This is a genomic window from Plantactinospora sp. CNZ321, assembly GCF_004217235.1.
Genome location: NZ_SHKQ01000001.1, coordinates 3,064,854 through 3,081,950, shown reverse-complemented (window position 1 = coordinate 3,081,950; position 17,097 = coordinate 3,064,854). Strand labels below are relative to the sequence as shown.

Annotated in this window: 17 protein-coding genes and 1 riboswitch; of the genes, 6 read left to right on the top strand and 11 right to left on the bottom strand. The window is 72.3% G+C overall.

Annotation, left to right across the window (positions count from 1 at the left end):
* Window positions 1-539: 539 nt before the first annotated feature.
* Both EV371_RS13815 and EV371_RS13810 read right to left on the bottom strand, forming a co-directional pair.
* Window positions 540-1,220, bottom strand: a complete 681-nt coding sequence (locus EV371_RS13815) for a response regulator transcription factor (protein WP_130462403.1) — start codon at window positions 1,218-1,220, stop codon at window positions 540-542.
* The gene (locus EV371_RS13810; protein WP_165436682.1) at window positions 1,217-2,407 is read right to left on the bottom strand and encodes a sensor histidine kinase; all 1,191 of its coding nucleotides are present in this window, start codon (window positions 2,405-2,407) and stop codon (window positions 1,217-1,219) included. The genes EV371_RS13815 and EV371_RS13810 overlap by 4 nt, the downstream gene beginning before the upstream one ends.
* Before the next feature lie 327 nt (window positions 2,408-2,734).
* Between EV371_RS13810 and EV371_RS13805 the strand changes: the two genes are divergently transcribed.
* Window positions 2,735-3,433: a DUF998 domain-containing protein gene (locus EV371_RS13805; protein WP_130462401.1), complete on the top strand. Its 699-nt coding sequence runs from the start codon at window positions 2,735-2,737 to the stop codon at window positions 3,431-3,433.
* 50 nt (window positions 3,434-3,483) lie between these two features.
* On the opposite strand, the gene EV371_RS13800 is transcribed toward EV371_RS13805, so the two are convergent.
* Entirely contained in the window at window positions 3,484-3,708 is a 225-nt protein-coding gene (locus EV371_RS13800) for an AlpA family phage regulatory protein (protein ID WP_130462400.1), read from the bottom strand.
* A 243-nt stretch (window positions 3,709-3,951) separates the two neighbouring features.
* On the opposite strand from EV371_RS13800, the gene EV371_RS13795 reads away from it, so the two are divergent.
* Window positions 3,952-4,233 carry a hypothetical protein gene (locus EV371_RS13795; protein WP_130462399.1) on the top strand — a complete coding sequence of 94 codons (282 nt, stop codon included), beginning with the start codon at window positions 3,952-3,954 and terminating at the stop codon, window positions 4,231-4,233.
* Between the two features lie 404 nt (window positions 4,234-4,637).
* On the opposite strand, the gene EV371_RS33395 is transcribed toward EV371_RS13795, so the two are convergent.
* The 3 genes from EV371_RS33395 to EV371_RS13780 form a co-directional block, all read right to left on the bottom strand.
* Window positions 4,638-4,787 (bottom strand): hypothetical protein, encoded by a 150-nt coding sequence (locus EV371_RS33395; protein WP_165436681.1) that lies wholly within the window; start codon window positions 4,785-4,787, stop codon window positions 4,638-4,640.
* Window positions 4,788-4,933: 146 nt separating this feature from the next.
* On the bottom strand, window positions 4,934-5,461 hold the full coding sequence (locus EV371_RS13785; RefSeq protein WP_130462398.1) for an O-acetyl-ADP-ribose deacetylase: 528 nt from the start codon (window positions 5,459-5,461) through the stop codon (window positions 4,934-4,936).
* 116 nt (window positions 5,462-5,577) lie between these two features.
* A complete protein-coding gene (locus tag EV371_RS13780) occupies window positions 5,578-6,600 on the bottom strand; it encodes a VldE C-terminal domain-containing protein (RefSeq protein WP_130462397.1) in 1,023 nt (340 codons plus the stop codon).
* Between the two features lie 3 nt (window positions 6,601-6,603).
* Window positions 6,604-6,737, bottom strand: a riboswitch (cyclic di-AMP (ydaO/yuaA leader).
* A gap of 577 nt (window positions 6,738-7,314) precedes the next feature.
* On the opposite strand from EV371_RS13780, the gene EV371_RS13775 reads away from it, so the two are divergent.
* Window positions 7,315-8,037, top strand: a complete 723-nt coding sequence (locus EV371_RS13775; protein WP_486484600.1) for a polysaccharide deacetylase family protein — start codon at window positions 7,315-7,317, stop codon at window positions 8,035-8,037.
* A 27-nt stretch (window positions 8,038-8,064) separates the two neighbouring features.
* Here the strand turns inward: EV371_RS13775 and EV371_RS13770 are convergent, their stop codons facing one another.
* Together EV371_RS13770 and EV371_RS13765 are read right to left on the bottom strand one after the other, a co-directional pair.
* Entirely contained in the window at window positions 8,065-9,186 is a 1,122-nt protein-coding gene (locus EV371_RS13770; RefSeq protein WP_165436680.1) for a glycosyltransferase, read from the bottom strand.
* 98 nt (window positions 9,187-9,284) lie between these two features.
* The gene (locus tag EV371_RS13765; RefSeq protein WP_130462394.1) at window positions 9,285-9,833 is read right to left on the bottom strand and encodes a hypothetical protein; all 549 of its coding nucleotides are present in this window, start codon (window positions 9,831-9,833) and stop codon (window positions 9,285-9,287) included.
* Between the two features lie 107 nt (window positions 9,834-9,940).
* Here EV371_RS13765 and EV371_RS13760 point away from each other — a divergent pair, with 107 nt between their 5' ends.
* Both EV371_RS13760 and EV371_RS13755 read left to right on the top strand, forming a co-directional pair.
* The gene (locus EV371_RS13760; protein ID WP_130462393.1) at window positions 9,941-11,191 is read left to right on the top strand and encodes a GNAT family N-acetyltransferase; all 1,251 of its coding nucleotides are present in this window, start codon (window positions 9,941-9,943) and stop codon (window positions 11,189-11,191) included.
* Between the two features lie 38 nt (window positions 11,192-11,229).
* Window positions 11,230-11,553, top strand: coding sequence for a hypothetical protein (locus EV371_RS13755; RefSeq protein WP_130462392.1), 324 nt, complete (start codon window positions 11,230-11,232; stop codon window positions 11,551-11,553).
* 16 nt (window positions 11,554-11,569) lie between these two features.
* Here EV371_RS13755 and EV371_RS13750 read toward each other — a convergent pair whose 3' ends face one another.
* The 3 genes from EV371_RS13750 to EV371_RS13740 all read right to left on the bottom strand — a co-directional run bounded on the left by EV371_RS13750 (window position 11,570) and on the right by EV371_RS13740 (window position 14,237).
* Window positions 11,570-12,043, bottom strand: a complete 474-nt coding sequence (locus EV371_RS13750; protein WP_130462391.1) for a ribose-5-phosphate isomerase — start codon at window positions 12,041-12,043, stop codon at window positions 11,570-11,572.
* A 159-nt stretch (window positions 12,044-12,202) separates the two neighbouring features.
* Window positions 12,203-13,468 carry a DUF1015 family protein gene (locus EV371_RS13745; RefSeq protein ID WP_130462390.1) on the bottom strand — a complete coding sequence of 422 codons (1,266 nt, stop codon included), beginning with the start codon at window positions 13,466-13,468 and terminating at the stop codon, window positions 12,203-12,205.
* 139 nt (window positions 13,469-13,607) lie between these two features.
* Window positions 13,608-14,237, bottom strand: coding sequence for a mycothiol-dependent nitroreductase Rv2466c family protein (locus EV371_RS13740; RefSeq protein ID WP_130462389.1), 630 nt, complete (start codon window positions 14,235-14,237; stop codon window positions 13,608-13,610).
* 219 nt (window positions 14,238-14,456) lie between these two features.
* Between EV371_RS13740 and pepN the strand changes: the two genes are divergently transcribed.
* Window positions 14,457-17,009: an aminopeptidase N gene (gene pepN / locus EV371_RS13735; RefSeq protein ID WP_130465888.1), complete on the top strand. Its 2,553-nt coding sequence runs from the start codon at window positions 14,457-14,459 to the stop codon at window positions 17,007-17,009.
* Window positions 17,010-17,097: the final 88 nt, after the last annotated feature.

Genomic DNA, 17,097 nt, shown 5'->3' with positions numbered 1-17,097 from the left:
AGCGGCAACCGGCGGCCGACCTCGGCGACAGGACAGCCACGGCGACTGCGACGGCAGCCACGACAGCCACGGCCACAGCGATGGTCACGGCGGCGGCGGTGAGGGTCGGCGAACGGCTCAGGGATGCGTCACGGAACTCCGGTGCGGCCGCGCGGGCCGGCACCGGATGTCAGGAAGACGCCAGAATCACCCGGTGCAGCGACTGGGGAATGACGACAGCGGTGCGGTAGCGCACGGCCGGCTCCCCTCACTCGTCGTCGCACGCGTCCGGCCACGGACAGGCCAAGATCGCGCTGGGCTGGTCACGAGTGTACTTAACCGAGACTCCGCGCACAGCCCGGTTATCCGCCACCCGGTCACTCCAGCGGCGTCCCGGCCGTCGAGCCGGGGCGGGTCAACCACCGGTGCCCATCTCCTGCTGAGCCTTCTCCAGCGCCGCCGCGATCTCCGGCTCGCCGACCTGCTGCCCGCTGGCGATCTTGCCGAAGAGGTCCCGCATCAAACAGAACCGGCGCAGGCCAGCGCTCGGACGGGTACCGCTACTCGTCGGCCGCGTCGTGGGCGAGCAGCGCGAGCTGAATCCGGTTGTCGAGGTCGAGCTTGGCCAGCGCGCTGGAGACGTACGCCTTGACCGTGCCGACGGACAGGAACAGCCGGTCGGCGATCTCGCTGTTCGACAGCCCCTCCGCCACCGCGACGGCGACCGCCCGTTCCCGTTCGGAGAGCAGCCCGAACCGCTCCCGGGCCAGTTCGCGGCGCTGGTCGGGTCGGCGGTGCGGGACGGAGCCCGCGACGTGGTCGATCAGGGTACGGGCGACCGTCGGGGAGAGCACCGGCTCACCGGTGGCGGCCCGGCGCACCGCGTCGACGATCTGCTCCGGCGGGGTGTGCTTGACCAGGAACCCGGCCGCGCCGTTGCGGAGCGCGTCGAGGATCGTCGCGTCGGCGTCGAAGGTGGTCAGCACGATGACCTCCGGACGCTGCCCCGACCGGGCGGTGATCGCCCGGGTCGCCGCGATCCCGTCCAGCAGCGGCATCCGGACGTCCATCAGCACCACGTCCGGGCGCAGCCGGGTCACCGCGTCGGCGACGTCGGCACCGTCCGCCGCCTCGCCGACGACCTCGATGTCCGGCGCCCCGCCGAGCATCAGCCGCAGACCGGTCCGGACCAGCGCGTCGTCGTCGACCAGGAGTACCCGGATCGCGTCACCCGGAGTCATGCCGGCCAGGGTAGCCGGGTGGCGAGCCGGAACGTCGCGCCGACCACACCGTGCTCGATGGTCCCGCCGTCCAGGGCCAGCCGCTCGGCGAGCCCGGTCAGCCCGGCGCCTGCCCCGGGGAGATCGGCCGCCGTACGCGGGGACGGCAGCGGGTTGGTGATCGTGGCGGCGATGCCGCTGGCGGGATCGACCTCCACCCGTACCGTCACCTCGGTCTGGCCGGCGTGTTTCCGGGCGTTCGTCAGACCCTCCTGGACCGTGCGGTAGACCGTACGCTGCACCGCCGGCCGTAGCGACTCGGCCGCACCGGGCGGGCAGACCATCTCGAACGCCACCCGCTGACCGGCCGCCTGCGCCTCCTGGACCAGTCGGAGGATGTCGGCCAGCCTCGGCTGCGGCGCCGACCGGTCGTCCGTACCGGAGTCCGGGTGCGGCCCGCCGCCGTCCCGGTCACCCCGCTCCGGCCGCAGTACGGCGAGCACGTCGCCCAGCTCGACCAGGGCCTGTCGGGCGTTGTCCCGGATCACCTCGATCGCCCCGCCCAGCTCCGTCGCGCCCAACGGCGCCCCGGCACCGGCGTCGGACTGCGCCGTCCGGTACGCCAACGCGCCCGCGTGCACCGAGATCAGCGAAATCCGGTGCGCCAGTACGTCGTGCATCTCCCGGGCGATCCGCTCCCGTTCGGCCCGGCGGGCCCCGGCCAGCCGGCGCCGCTGTTCGGCACGCTCCCGGTCGACCTCGCGCCGCAGGTTGGCGATGAGTTGCCGACGGGCCCGAACCGCGATCCCCCAGCCGAGCGGCACCAGGTACATCAGCAGAACCATCGTCAGGTACGCCCACCGGGTGACGCCGGGCGGCGGGTTCTCGTATCCGAACGCCAGCGAGGGCACCAGGTGCAGCACGGCGAGCAGGGCCGCCGGCAGCCAGTTGCGGTGCACCGCGACGGTGAGCACCATCACCAGGGCCGCGCCGAGCCCGGTGGCCGCCAGCGCCACCACCAGCACCATCGCGACGCCGAGGAGGATCGGGAAACGCCGCCGCCACCACAGGGCCAGGCAGCCGACGGCACCGACCCACGGGTCGATCGTGAGCATCCAGCCGGGGATCGTGTCGACGTAGTGCAGCGGTACGCTGCGCCAGGTCCACGCCCACACGAGCATCGCCAGGCCGAAGAGCACGAGATCCACGAGCCAGTCCCGGATGGTGCGCCGGCGCCGGCCCGTACCGCCGGGTCCGGTGGGGGCGGACCCGGATGGCACGGCGGTGCCGGCCCAGCCTCGACCGGGCCACCGAAGGCGTCGGGCCAGCTCCATACACCGAGCCTACAAACGGCCGGTTCCACCGAAGGGCTGGTCAACCGGCCAACAGCCCTGGCCAGCCGACCAGAACCGATGGCCGACCGGCAGCAGCGCCGGGCCGGGTCCGTACCGCAACGTCCAAGGACGGGACCGCAGCAGACCCCACCGGTCCCGGGGCCGCCCCTCGGCGCCGGATGCGTCACCCATGGAGGAAACATGTCACCGCGTCGGCTGACCCGGTTCCTGCTCTGCGGTGGAGCGGTCGGTCCACCGCTCTTTATCCTGGTGTTCCTGGTCGACGGTGCCACCCGGGCCGGCTACGACCCGACGTACCACCCGGTGAGCGCGCTGAGTCTCGGCCCGCGCGGCTGGATCCAGATCACCAACTTCGTACTGATCGGGCTGCTGCTACTCGGCTTCGCGGTCGGGCTGCGCCGCGCGCTGCGTCCGGGCCGCGCCGACCTCTGGGGGCCGCTGGCCGTTGGCGCGCTCGGGCTCGGGCTGCTGCTCTCCGGCGTCTTCGTGATGGACCCGGCCCGGGGCTATCCGCCCGCTGCCCCGCCGGACGGGATCGCCACCAGCCTGCCGGGCGTACTGCACGACAACCTCGGCATCGTGGTGTTCGCGTCGGTGCCGGTGGCGTGCTTCGTCCTGGCCCGCCGCTCCGCCGGCCGCCCGACCGGTCGGGCCTGGGTCGGGTACGACCTCCTGACCGGACTCGCCGGACTGGCCCTGTTCGTCACCTTCGGTACGGCGTGGGAGACCGACCATCCGTCGGCCGGCCTGATCCAACGAGTGATGATCGCCGTCAATTGGGCCTGGATCACGGTCCTAGCCCTCCGCCTGCTCGCCGAGACCCGCAGCCGGGCGGGCGAGCCGGCCGGAGTCGGCCGTTGGCTGCCCGAGAGTCTCTGATACCCGAGGCGGTCCTGTGGCCGCTGGAACCGGTCATCGGGTCCGTTTCCTCAGCCCGGCTCGTCCTCGTCGTCGCTGACTGGTGGTCGAGGCCGGCGGTGCTTCCTGATCCAATCCTCGACCTCGGCACGGACCCAGACGGACCCGCCGATGAGTGTCTGGTACGGCTCTGGGAAATTTCGCTGATTGATGATCTGCCGCGCCCGCGACCGGCCAACACCCAGCATCGCCTGAATCTCCGCAGGTCCGACGAGCGGACCGGGCAGCTTGGCCATGGGCGCGACCGTACTCACCAGCTCGGCCTACCCGATCTGCTCCGGTAGATTCGCCTGACATGTTGGCCTGTACACTTGCGCAGGAGACAGCACCCGCGAGACGATCGGGCGAGCCCTCGTCCGGGTGGCCATCGCGAGCGGTCGGGCGGGGCGCTGAAACGGGAGCTGCCGCCGGTCCTCTTCCAATCCTCCGGCGCCCGGCGGCAGCCCCCGCCCCGCCTACCTGCCGAGGAGGGCAAGCCCGTGCGACTGGATCCGTACAGCTCCGACCCGCCACCACCGTTGACGCTGGAACAACAGAACGAGCGACTGAAAGTCGAGCTTGCCTCCTGCCAGCAGGCCCTGTGCCACCTACAGTCACGGCTGACCGAGGCCAAGGTCCGGCTGGCGATGATCAGTCGGATCGTCCGGGACGTCGAACGGACCAGACGCGCGCCAGGCGTTTCCTTCGCCGCCGTCCGGGCGGCGCTGTACGTCCAACCCGACCGGCTCCGCAATCTCGGCGCCGATCTACCCATTCTGTAAATGAGGCTGAATCTCGTGAGGTGGCGCCCTATCGCCGATCTGGTTGCCACGTCGCGGCCCGACGGGTACCGCCCAATTTCGCAGCCGGCCCGACAGCTGAGTCACGCAAGATCGCCCACGCCTTACCGCCCGCAGCCTGAAACTACGGCTGCAACGCCCTCGCCTTCCACCCATCACCGCCGACACCGAGTCCGAAAAGGGCGCCTCCGCTCGTCTGGGGGGGGTGGTGTTGGCGCACCCGGATCGCGTAACCCGGGCCCGGGCTGCACGTGGAACTCGCCCAGCGGGGTGCGTACCTCGGCTACGACGGGATGGCCCGGCAAACCGGGCCGGATCCGTGATCCGCGGGCCGCAGGGATGCCGCCGACATGCCGAGACACCGGCACGTCGGCGGCGGCCGGGGGCTATCCGGCCCGGTACGCGTCGACGATGGTCTGCTCGACGCCGCTGCCCGCGTCACCGTGGGCCGCGACCTTCAGCGAGACCGACTGGCCGGCGTCTGGTTGCGGCAACTGGGCCTGGTACGTCCCGTCGCCGGAGCGGTCGACCCGCACGGGTTGCCAGGTGGTGCCGCCGTCGAGGGAGACGGAGAGCGTGAAGGAGGTGCCGACCTCGGGCCCAGCTGAGCCGCCGGGGCGGTGTGCCGCCCACCGGCGAACCGGTCGCCCGGTGTCTGGGGTTCCGGCCCGGGCTCGGACGGTCAGGCTGCCGGCCCGGCCGGGCCGGTCCCGTCGAGTGCCGCCCGCAGCAGCGTGCGGGTCTGCTCGTCGAAGGCGACCAGCCGGATCGACTCGACCGCCGACGGCGTGGACCGGAGCGTATCGACCGCGATCCGGGCCGCCCGGTCGGCAGGAAAGCCGTAGACCCCGGTGGCGATCGCCGGAAAGGCCACGCTGCGCGCACCCACCTCGTCGGCGACCGCCAAGCAGCGGCGATAGCAGGAGGCCAGCACCTCGGCCTCGCCGAATCCGCCGCCCGCCCAGACCGGACCGACGGTGTGGATGACGTTGCGGACCGGCGGGTCGAGGTCGAACGCCGGGGTCGCCACCGCCTCGCCGGGTGGGCAGGGTGCGAGCGCCCCGCCCGCCTCGGCGAGCCGGGGACCGGCCGCGCGGTGGATGGCACCGTCCACACCGCCACCACCCAGCAGCGACTCGTTGGCGGCGGTGACGATCGCGTCCACGCGTTCCCGGATGATGTCGCCACGGACGACTTCGATGGTGACCATCCGCCGATGATGCCAGTCGGCGCGGCACCTGTCCGCACAACGCGACCGCCCCGCGACCTGGCGGCCAGGTGGCGGGGCGGTGGCGTTGTGCTGCGCGGGCTGTTCTGCTGCTCGGGCTACAGCATCGAGACGTGCACGTGGTCGGTGTGGTCGCTCGGACCGCTGTAGGAACTCCAGCCCCGGTCCGGGAACCAGATTTCCTTGTACCAGATCACGTAGAGGATGCCGAGCCGGTCCGCGTTGCGGATCAGGAACGCGGCCAGGTCGTTGCCGTACTTCATCTGGTCGTCGTTGGCGGCCCGGCTGAAGCCGGAGTTGCGCAGCGACCAGTCGCAGGCGCGGCCCTTCGGGTGCTCGAACGGCCCGCCGGGCCGGTAGCAGCCGACGAACCTCTTGAAGCCCGCCCGGCGCACCTCGTTGTACATGTGCAGAGTCCGGGCGGTGACGCAGCCGCTGGTGGTCGGGTCGTTCTTGTTGCAGGGCAGCCCCGGGAAGCCGTCCGCCATCCCGGGCCCCGGCCTGGCCACCGGCGAGGTGGCCGCCACCAGCCCCTTGTCGGGGCGCGAGTTGCCACCCACCAGGGCGAGCGCCTTCGCCGCGTCCGACTGCTGCTTCTTGATGATTTTCTCTTGCGCGGCCTGCTTGGCGACCTCCTCGTCGATCGCCTTCTTGGCCGCACCGACCTCGTCCCGCGCCTGGTTGAGCGCGCGGATCTTGCTGTTGTTGAACATGTTCAACTCGTTGAGCGCGGACGCCCGCTCCATGAACGAGCTGGCCGAGGGGTCGGACGAGTTGTTGGTCAGCAGCATCGATATCGCGCTGAGCTTGCCGCTGCGGTACGACTCGGCCGCGATCTCGCTCGCCTCCGGCGTGAGTGCCGCGAGGCGGGCTTCCGCCTGCTTCAACTGGGTGCCGAGTTGCTGCTGCCGCCGCTGGGACTTGACGCGCTCGGCCTTCGCCTCGGCGAGCCGCTTGCCTGCGCTGGCGAGCACCTCTCCGAGTACCGGTGAGTCGGCCTCCTCCTCAGGAGCCGGCTTCGGCGCTGGCGCCGCCGACGCCTCCGAGGGGACCATGACCAGTGCTGCGGCGGTGAGCAGTGCCAGGGCAGTCGCCAGTGTTCGGCGTAGGGGTGCCCTCACATGTATCCCTTCCGTCGGCCGCCGACCGGGTTAGCTGACGGGTTCGGGATGGAAGTGGTCCCTACCGCTGTCGCGGATTCACCCCAGGGGTGCGTGGGTCCCCGGCTCGCCGTGTGGCGATTAGGCGGCGATCAGCGCCGGCGCCACGCGGCATCCGGCGGCTATGAACGGCAGACAGCATACCCGGTTTCGCTTCTCGAATGGCAAGACCCAATCATGGCCAAAGGCGTTGTCGGGCAACGACTATCAGTAATCACTGCGCTTCGGACGCATCGAAGAGCATGCTTTGTCCGCCATTATCGACTTGCTGCTGTCGGCTATTTACCAAGCGCGTTCCCACCCGCTCGACGTGCGGAAACGTGTCCAGGTTGGTCAGTCGGTGATTCTCCGGTCACCATGGGCGCCAGGGTGTTGTGCCGCACGGCCACCGGCCACGGTGCCGGCCGAGAGCAGACCCACGGTCACCACAACCCGGTGCCGCGACACGCGGCACGGCGGACTACGTGTCCGGCACGGCGTGTCGAACTCGCCTGCACCCCCGGACCTCCCCGGAGCGCCGCATCTCCCCGGAGCGCCGCGCGCCGGCTACCCGATCGGCGCCCCCGCAAACTCGGTCGGCCCCCGGAAGACCCGGGCCGGACTGGCCGGGCCACCCGTGGCGGATGAGGATGAAGACCGGCCGCGCGGGTATCCGCGTCCGCGATGGTGCGGCGGGTGGAGGAACGAGTGCGCGGACGCGCGGTACCGGCGACGACCGTCGGTGCCGCGCTGGCCGCCCAGGTGGTACCGGCGCTGACCGTGCTGCCCGGGGTACGGCTGAGGTTCTTTCCCCGGCTGAGCGGACGTGGCTCTCCGGGCCACGTCGCGCTGACCTTCGACGACGGCCCGGACCCGGCCTCCACCCCGCTCTTCGTCGAGACCCTGGCCGCACACCGGACCCGGGCGACGTTCTTCCTGCTCGGGTCGATGCTGGCCCGCGCACCCGAACTCGGCCTGGACCTCGCCGCCGCCGGGCACGAGGTGGCGGTGCACGGCTGGGCGCACCGGAACCTGCTGCTCCGCGGCCCGCACGCGACCTACCGCGACCTGGCCCGCACCCGGGAGCTGATCGGCGCGGTGACCGGGCGGACGCCCCGGTACTTCCGCCCGCCGTACGGGGTGCTCAGCACCGCCGCCCTGATGGCCGCCCGCCGGCTGGGCCTGACCCCGGTGCTCTGGACCTGCTGGGGGCGGGACTGGACCCGGTCGGCGACCCGCACCTCGGTACTCGACACGCTGCGCGCCGGGCTGTCCGGCGGCGGCACCGTACTGCTGCACGACTCCGACTGCACCTCGGCGCCGGGCTCCTGGCAGGCCAGCCTCGCCGCGCTGCCGTACCTGCTTGAGGAGTGCCTCCGCCGGGGCTGGCGGGTCGGCCCGCTCGGCGAGCACGGCTGATCCGGCGCCGCCGTGCTCAGCCCACAGTCAGCCCACCCGATCGGTCACCTCGCCGGGTACCGCCTCGGCACGACTGCCGGGCACCGGCGGCGGGGCCGAGGCGGCGGTGCCGACCGCCGGCCGCGCTCCGGAGCGCGGGTGCCGGACCCGGGTCACCACGCCGACGTGCGCCCGCCGCGCGGCCTGGAGCGCGGTGAACAGCCCGTACGCACCGCGACCGACCAGCCGGTGCTTGAGTCCGGCGGCACCGCCCGGCGGCTGGTAGCCCGCCGGTGGCAGGTGGGCCCGGTACCGGGTGACGATCTCGGCGAAGAACTCGCGGCGGCGGCCCGGCGGCACCCGCCGGGGATGGCCGAGCACCTGCAACAGGTGCCAGATCATCCGCTGGAAGATCAGGTGACGCAGTTCGGCCGACACCGCCGGGTCGGCGTCCAGGCCGGCCAACACCCGGTCCCAGTGCGCGAAGACCTCGAAGTGCCGTTCGCTGACCGTCGCGGTGATCGCGCCCTCCGGGCGCTGCCGGTAGGCGTAACAGCAGCGGTCCAGCAGGGTGATCCGCCGCGCGGCGAGCATCAGCGGGAAGCTGAACGAGACGTCCTCGTACCAGCCGGGCTCGAACCCAAGGCCCAGGTCGAGGAGGAACCGGCGCCGGATCACCTTGTTGCAGGTGATGTGCAGCACCGACAGCAGCCCGGGGCGCTCCCGGAGGGTGAACGTCTCCGGCACCGGCTTCCCGGCACCGACCTGGGAGAGCGACAGGTGCCGGGTCCCGCCGTTCGGGTAGTACCGGGTGTAGGCGGTGATCAGCAGGTCCGGCCGGGTCCGGGTCAGCCGCTCGGCGACGGCCCGCAGGCTCCCCTCCGGCAGCCAGTCGTCGCCGTCGACGAACCACACGTACTCGCCGGTGGCCCGGGACAGGCCGGTGTTGCGGGCCGTCCCGAGCCCCTGGTTGCGGTCCAGGGTGACCACCACCAGCCGGGGGTCGCGTTCGGCGTACCGGGCCAGGATCGCCGCGCTGCCGTCGCTGGAGCCGTCGTCCACCGCCACCAGTTCGAGGTCGGGAAAGGACGGGTCGAGAATGGAGTCCAGGCAGTCCGCCAGGTACGCCCGCACCTGGTAGACCGGGACTATCACGCTGAGCAGGGTCACCGTGCACAACCTCCAGTGGAGGACGGAGACCGAATAGTAGCGCCGAGTAATCGGACGCCACGCGCTCAGTAACTATCGAGTGACCAAATTGTGATTTGTCACCCGAGCCCGGCCACCCAGTTCCACAGGTCGACCACCCACCCGGTCTGGCGCAGGTACGCCACCCCGACCCCGGCCAGGAAGATCCCGGTGACCAGGTGCGCGCCCCGGGCACTGCGGCGGATCCGGCCGAGCTGACGCTCCCAGACCACCCGGCCGACCAACCGGGCCAGCGCGAAGAGGCCGACCGCGACGAAGAGGGTCAGCACGAAGGTGACCACCGGACTGGTCAGGTCGCCCCGCGACGAGATCGCCCAGATTCCCCAGCAGACGAAGGCGAAGAGGCCGCCCATCATGCTCCAGTGCCGTCCGATGCGCAGCTGGCGCCAGTGGTAGCCGGGCGGAAGCTGCTGCCGCTCCTGCTCCATCACCGGCCACCCGGTGCCGGTCGGCTCGTGCGGCGCCTCCGGCTCGGTACGCGGCCGCGGCACCCCGACCTGCGCCACACCCCGCCGGAATCCCTCGGTCCCCGGCGGCATCCCCGGTCCCTCCGCACCGGGCGGCATCTCGACGGTCCGCTCGGCCCACGGCTGCGTCTGGTCTGCCATCTGTCCTGTCCTCCCCATCGGGTCGGGCCCGAACCCGTCCCCAGTTCCGAGGGTAACCAGCCGGTAAACACCTCGCCGAGCCGGCGTGGATCGGTTAGACAGGATCGATGACCGCCACGACGCTCGGATCAGAGCCACCGATCGAGGTCGGCGCCCCGGCCGACTGGGCCGCCATCGCCACCCTGCTGTACGCCGCCTACCACGCACTGCCGGACGAGGACGAGGCGGAGGCGGGCCAGGCCCTCACCGAACCGGAACGGTCGCTGCTGATCCGCTCCGGGGACGCCGTGGTGGCGCACGCGGCGGCGTTCACCCGGGAGCTGACCGTGCCGGGTGCGGTCGTACCTGCCGCGCACGTGACCAGGGTCGCGGTGGCGGCCACCCATCGCCGGCAGGGTCTGCTCAGCCGGCTGATGCGCCGACAGCTGCGGGACGTCCGGGCTGCCGGCCGGGAGCCGATCGCGGTGCTCTGGGCCAGCGAGGGGCAGATCTATCCCCGGTTCGGCTACGGCCAGGCGGCGCAACGGTGGCGCCTGGACGTGCAGACCGCCGGGCTGCGCCTGGCCGAGCCGGACGGGACCGGACCGAGGACAACGCTGCGCACCGGCGACCCGGTCGCGCTGCGACCCGCGCTCGCCGCCCTCTGGGACCGGCTCCGCCGGGACCGGCCGGGCTGGTCCAGCCGGACCGACCCGTGGTGGCGGTACCTGTTGATCGACAACCCCGCCCAGCGGTCCGGCGCGACGGCCCGGCAGGTCATACTCGCCGAGACGGCGGACGGGCCGGTCGGCTACGCCCTGTGGCGGGTCCGGCCCGGACAGGACGACCGGGGGCCACGGTGCAGCGTACTTCTCGACGAGCTGGTGGCCGCCGACCCAGCGGCCTACGCGGCGCTGTGGCGGTTCCTGGTCGGCATCGACCTGACCCGGAACGTGCGGTACGACTTCGCCGCCACCGACGAGCCGGTGCAGCACCTGGCCGACGAGGTACGCCAGCTCGGTGCCCGGCTCGACCACGGGCTCTGGGTCCGGATCGTGGACCTGCCGGCGGCGCTGACGGCCCGCGGATACGCCACCGACGTCGACGTCGTACTGGAGGTCACCGACCCGCTGCTGCCGGAGAACGCGGGACGGTGGCGGTTGACCGCCGCGGCCGGCACCGCCCGGTGTGGCCGGACCGACGACCCGGCCGATCTCGCCTGCGACGTACGCGATCTCGCCACCGCCTACCTCGGCGGCCCCTCCCTCGCCGCGCTGGCCGCCGCCGGGCGGGTCCGGGAGATCCGTCCCGGCGCCCTGGCCCGGACCTCCGCCGCGTTCGGCTGGCACCGAGCGCCCGCCGGCCTCGGAATCTTCTGAGTCAGGACCGGCAGGCCATCGACCGGTAGTGTCGAGGCATGACCGACCCGGAGCGCCGACGGCGGAGACTGCGCCATGACCCGGCGAGCGGCAGCGGCGGTCCACCCGGGGAGAGCCAGCGCGGCGGCGACCCGGGCACCGGGCCGGGAGCCGCGCCGGGCGGCGGAGACGACCGGGACGCGGAACGCGGCCTGCGCGGGCTGATCGGCTCGGGCGCCTCCCAGGTGAGCGTCGGGGCGGCGATGCGGGCCCGGGACGCGGCCCGGCCCACCGAGGCCGATCTGGCCGAGGCGGCCGAACGGCTGGTGCTGGTCCGACGCAACTGGGTACCTCGGGAGGAGCTGCCGCGCGGCGGCCGCTGACCGGCGGGGTCGGCGGCTACGACGCCGGCAGCGCCGGCAGCGCACCGGAGCGCTCGTACTCGGCGACCTGCCTGATCCGCCGCGCGTGCCGCTCGTTGCCGGAGAACGGCGTGGTGAGGAACGCCTCCACGATCGCGGTCGCCTCGTCCAGGGTGTGCTGGCGGGCACCGATCGCGACCACGTTCGCGTCGTTGTGCTCCCTGGCGAGCTGGGCGATCTCGACGCTCCAGGCGAGCGCCGCCCGTATTCCGGCCACCTTGTTGGCGGCGATCTGCTCGCCGTTGCCCGAGCCACCGATCACCACGCCCAGGCTGCCCGCGTCGGCCACCACCCGGGCCCCGGCGTGCAGGCAGAACGCCGGATAGTCGTCGTCCGGGTCGAAGAGGAACGGCCCGACGTCCACCAGTTCGTAGTCCTGCTTGGCCAGATGGTTGGCCAGGTGCACCTTGAGTTCGTAGCCGGCATGGTCGGATCCCAGATAGACGCGCATACCGCGCAGTCTGTCAGCCCGACGCGGCCACCCGCCGGCAGGCACGGCGACAGCCGAACAGATCACAGGAGTGGTCGCGGCCCGAGACCCGTCCGATTGGCCGGAGACACCGGTTGGAGACGCCGGCCGGAGACATCGGCCGGCGGCCCGGCCGCGCCGTCAGCCCCGGTGCGCCTCCGTCGTGTTCCGGCCGAGTTCGGCCAGCACCAGGCCGGCGCGGGCCTTCGGGGTGAACCAGGTGCTCTTCCGGGGCATCTTCTGCCGGGCCAGGTTGACCGCGACGAAGTCCCGCACGGTCACCGGAGCGATCAGGATCGCCAACTCCGCCCGGCCCGCGTCGACCTCGCCGACCAGCCACCGCGCCGGGTAGTCCCCACCGACGTACGTGATCCGCTTGTCACCCGGGTCCAGCCCGAGCGCCTCCCGCAGCAGCACCCGCTCGACGAGCGCATGGTCCAGGTTCTCCACCCCACCGCCCTGACCGGTGGGAAGCGTGACCGCGTAGGTCGCGCCGGCAGTGTAGAGCTGGATCGTGCCGCCGGAGTCCGGCACCGCCGCCGGACCGGCCACCGGCTCGACCCCGGCGCCGGCGGCGCGCAGCCGGTCGAGCAGCTCGTCCGGGGTACTGGTCAGCTCGCTGACCAGCCGGTTGTACGGCTGGATCGCCACCGAGGCGGGTGTGGTGATCACCGCGAGGAACCGGGGCAGCTCACCGATCTGCGCGGCCAGGCTGCGGTGGTTTCCGTCCGCGACGACCAGCTCACCGGCGCCGGCCAGCGCCAGCAGCTCGTCCTGGCCGGCCCCCGGCCCGAGCAGCCAGATGGCGTGCGTACGCCCGGCCTGGTCGGTGTCGGTCGCGGCGGGCGGACCGGCCTCGTCGGTGGCCTCGGCCAACGCCCGGTGCAGCGCCTCGCCGGTCTCCCGCCCCGGCCCGCCGGCACCCTCGCCGGCGGCCCGGTTACCGGTCTGGAGCAGCAGTACCGGCGAGAGGAGATGACCGGTCGCCTCGGCCAGCGCCACCCGCTCGCGCACCTTGGCGATGAAGACGTCCTCGTTCCGGATCACCAGTCCGGGCTCGTCCGCGCTGGTGGAGATCTGGTCGGTGTCGACCATGGCGAACATCCCGTAACCGGGCGCCTCACCGGGCGCGGTGATCCGGTAGAGCACCACGACCTGCTCGGCCGGGGTGTAGCTGCCGTCGGCCCGGGCCTGCGCCAACCGGGCCACCGCGGCGGGCAGCGCGTCGGTGAAGGACCGCCCGAGGCTCTCCGGCGCCCGGTGCGGCATCTCGATCGCGAGTGCGCTGGCGGGGTTGTCCCGGATGATCGCCGTGATCTCGGCGTCGTCGGCGAACTCGTCGTAGTTCTGGGCGCCGGTGCCGCCGGTGGTGACCCAGGCGCGGCGGATCGGATGCACGACCGTCATGTGCGGGAACGCTACCGGCGGTGCCGGACCCGGCGTACGGACACCCCGGCGGTTTCCACCCCGTGGGCGGCGACCCGGCCGGTGGCGTACCGGCCGGGTCGCCCGCCCCGGGCGATCAGTGCACCGGGTTGCAGAGGATTCAGTCGAAGCTCGGCGCCTCGGTACGGGTCCGCTTCAGCTCGTAGAAACCGGGGGTGCCGGCGACCAGGAGTACGCCGTCCCAGAGCCGGCCGGCCGCCTCCCCCCGAGGGGCGGGCGTGATCACCGGACCGAAGAACGCGACGGTCTGGCCCGGCACCGGGCCGGGAGCGTGGATCACCGGTGTGCCGACGTCCTGGCCGACCGGCATCATCCCGGCGTCGTGGCTGGCCCGCAGCGCCTCGTCGTACCCGGTCGAGTCGGCGGCCTCGGCCAGCGCCGGGTCCAGCCCGACCTCGGCCAGCGCCGCCCGGTACAGCTCCGGTCCCCGGTCCTCCCGACCGAGGTGGATCCGGTTGCCGAGCGCGGTGTAGAGCCTGCCGACCGCCTCGGCACCGTGCCGCTGCTCGACCGCGATGCAGATCCGCACCGGGCCCCAGGCGGTCTTCAGCCCTTCCCGGTACTCCTCGGGAAGGTCGTCCCGGCCCTCGTTGAGCACCGAAAGGCTCATCACCCGGAACCGGATGTCGACCGGCCTGACCTTCTCCACCTCCAGCAGCCAGCGGGAGGTGATCCAGGCCCAGGGGCAGATCGGGTCGAAGAACATGTCAACGGACGCGCGCTCGGACACGGCGCGACTCCCTTCGTCGTCTGGGAGGCCGGAATCGGCGACACCGTTACAGATCTTCACCCCGCAGACCCCCCGCCGACAGCGGGATGAGACCGTGACCTGGAGCACCGGTGGCGTTTCCGCCGGCATGAAACACTCAACGTCGAGCCGTGGGGATGGCTCGACGCTGTCGACGGGGACAGTCAGCGGGCAGACCGGATGGAGATTCACGTGCCAGGAGTGCGCAACCTGACCCAGGTCGAGGCGACGGAGCGGGGTCGTCTACTGGACGTCACCGGCTATGACATCCGCCTGGACCTGTCGTCTGCGGGGCGGGGCGCCCAAACCCGCACCTTCCGCTCGACGACGGAGGTCCGGTTCCGGTGCGCCGAGCCGGGCGCCAGCACCTTCATCGAGGTGGCGGCGGATTCGGTACGGTCCGCGACGCTGAACGGCTCCCCGGTCGACCTCTCCGGGTGGTCGGCCGAGGACGGGCTCATCCTGACCGGCCTGTCCGCCGAGAACACCCTGGTCGTCGACGCCGACTTCCTCTACTCCTCCAGCGGGCAGGGGATGCACCGCAGCGTCGATCCGGTGGACGGCGAGACCTATCTCTACAGCCAGTTCGAGACCGCCGACGCCCAGCGGGTCTTCGCCTGCTTCGACCAGCCGGACCTGAAGAGCGTCTTCACCTGGCACGCGACCGTGCCGGCACACTGGCGGGTCGTCTCCAACATGCCGGTGAGCGGCGAGGAGCCGGCGGACGCGGAGACCAAGACGGTCCGGTTCGCCGAGTCGGTCCGGATGAGCACCTACATCACCGCGCTCTGCGCCGGCCCCTACCACGAGGTGCGGTTCACCCACGACGGCGTCGACCTCGGATACTTCTGCCGGACCAGCATGGCGCGGTACCTCGACGCGACGGACCTGCACCTGATCACCACCCAGGGCTTCGACTTCTTCCAGCGGCAGTTCGGCGTCCGTTACCCGCTGCCCAAGTACGACCAGGTGTGGGTGCCGGACTTCAACGCCGGCGCGATGGAGAACTTCGGCTGTGTCACGCACGCCGAGGCGCACTACCTGTTCCGCTCCCAGGAGACCGACTTCGAGTACGAGCAGCGGGCCAACACGATCCTGCACGAGCTGGCCCACATGTGGTTCGGCAACCTGGTCACCATGCGCTGGTGGAACGACCTGTGGCTGAACGAGTCGTTCGCCGAGTGGGCCAGCCACTGGGCCAACACCAACGCCACCCGGTTCGGCGACGCCTGGACGACCTTCCTCTCCGTCCGGAAGAACTGGGGCTACCGGCAGGACCAGCTCTCCTCCACCCACCCGGTCTACTGCGAGATGCCGGACCTGGAGGCCGTCGAGGTCAACTTCGACGGCATCACGTACGCCAAGGGCGCCAGCGTGCTCAAGCAGCTGGTGGCGTACGTCGGCGAGGCGCCGTTCCTGGAGGGCCTGCGCAGCTACTTCGGCAGGTACGCCTGGAGCAACGCCACCTTCGACGACCTGCTGACCGAGTTGGAGGCGGCCTCCGGGCGGGAACTGCGCAAGTTCGCCGCGGAGTGGCTGGAGACCTCGCAGGTCAACACGCTCCGCCCGGAGGTGTCGATCGGCCCGGACGGCAGGTACGAGTCGGTGGTGGTCCGGCAGGAGGCGGCGAACGAGCACCCGACGCTGCGTACCCACCGGATCGGGATCGGCCTCTACGACCTGCGGGGCGACCGACTGGTCCGGCGGGACCGGATCGAGGTCGACGTCGCTGGCGAGCGTACCGAGCTGCCCCAGCTCACCGGAGTGGCGGCACCGGACGTGCTGCTGCTCAACGACGACGACCTGACCTATGCCAAGCTGCGGCTGGACGAGCGGTCGATGGCGACGGTGGTGCGGCACATCGCCGCGTTCGAGTCCTCGCTGGCCCGTGGCCTGTGCTGGGCCGCCGCCTGGGACATGGTCCGGGACGCCGAACTGGCCGCCCGGGACTACGTGGCGCTGGCCCTGGCCGGGCTGCCCGCCGAGACCGACATCAACCTGGTCACCGCGACACTGCGGCAGGTCTCCGCCACGCTCACCTCGTACGCCACGCCGGAGTGGGCGCCGACCGGCTGGGCGCGGTTCGCCCGTACCGCGGCGACTGCGGTGCGCGCCGCCGAGCCGGGTAGCGGCCTGCAACTGACCTGGGCCCGGACCTACACCTCGGCGGCCCGCAGCGACGAGGAGTTGGCCGTGCTCCGGGGTTGGCTGGACGGTGCGGAGGTGCCGGACGGGCTGACCGTCGACACCGAACTGCGCTGGTCGGTGCTGCGTGCCCTGGTCGCGGGTGGCGCGGCGGGACCGGCCGACATCGACGCCGAGCTGGCCGCGGACCGGACGTCGAGCGGCGAGCGGGAGGCAGCGCTCGCCCACGCGCTGCTGCCCACCGCCGAGAACAAGCAGGCGGTGTGGCGCACCCTGACCGGGGACGAGGCACTGCCGAACTGGCGGCACCGGGCGCTGCTGCAGGGCTTCCAGCACCCGGCGCAGGTCGAGCTGACCGCCCCGTACGCCGAGCGGTTCTTCCAGGTCGTCGGCCAGGTATGGAAGAGCCGGGACAGCGAGCCGGCGCAGGAGTTCGTCATGCTCGCCTATCCGGCGTACCAGATCACCGACGAGACCGTCCGGCTGACCGATGCCTGGCTGGCCGAGCCGGGGCATCCGGCGCCGCTGCGCCGGCTGGTCGCCGAGGGGCGGGACGGCGTGGTGCGGGCGCTGGGGGCCCGGGCCAGGGACGCGGCGTCACCGGCCTGACCTCACCGCCGGACGGGCCGCCCGCCGAACCGACCGCACCAGGCGGTGCGGGGCGGTGGCCGGCCGGTCCGGGCCGTTAGGCTTCCCG

What these genes read in the sequence shown, in the direction of transcription:
- EV371_RS13815 (WP_130462403.1), bottom strand. Translation starts at nt 1,220, where the DNA reads ATGACTCCGGGTGACGCGATCCGGGTACTCCTGGTCGACGACGACGCG.
- EV371_RS13805 (WP_130462401.1), top strand. Translation starts at nt 2,735, where the DNA reads ATGTCACCGCGTCGGCTGACCCGGTTCCTGCTCTGCGGTGGAGCGGTC.
- EV371_RS13800 (WP_130462400.1), bottom strand. Translation starts at nt 3,708, where the DNA reads ATGGCCAAGCTGCCCGGTCCGCTCGTCGGACCTGCGGAGATTCAGGCG.
- EV371_RS13785 (WP_130462398.1), bottom strand. Translation starts at nt 5,461, where the DNA reads ATGGTCACCATCGAAGTCGTCCGTGGCGACATCATCCGGGAACGCGTG.
- EV371_RS13765 (WP_130462394.1), bottom strand. Translation starts at nt 9,833, where the DNA reads ATGGCAGACCAGACGCAGCCGTGGGCCGAGCGGACCGTCGAGATGCCG.
- EV371_RS13760 (WP_130462393.1), top strand. Translation starts at nt 9,941, where the DNA reads ATGACCGCCACGACGCTCGGATCAGAGCCACCGATCGAGGTCGGCGCC.
- EV371_RS13755 (WP_130462392.1), top strand. Translation starts at nt 11,230, where the DNA reads ATGACCGACCCGGAGCGCCGACGGCGGAGACTGCGCCATGACCCGGCG.
- EV371_RS13750 (WP_130462391.1), bottom strand. Translation starts at nt 12,043, where the DNA reads ATGCGCGTCTATCTGGGATCCGACCATGCCGGCTACGAACTCAAGGTG.
- EV371_RS13745 (WP_130462390.1), bottom strand. Translation starts at nt 13,468, where the DNA reads ATGACGGTCGTGCATCCGATCCGCCGCGCCTGGGTCACCACCGGCGGC.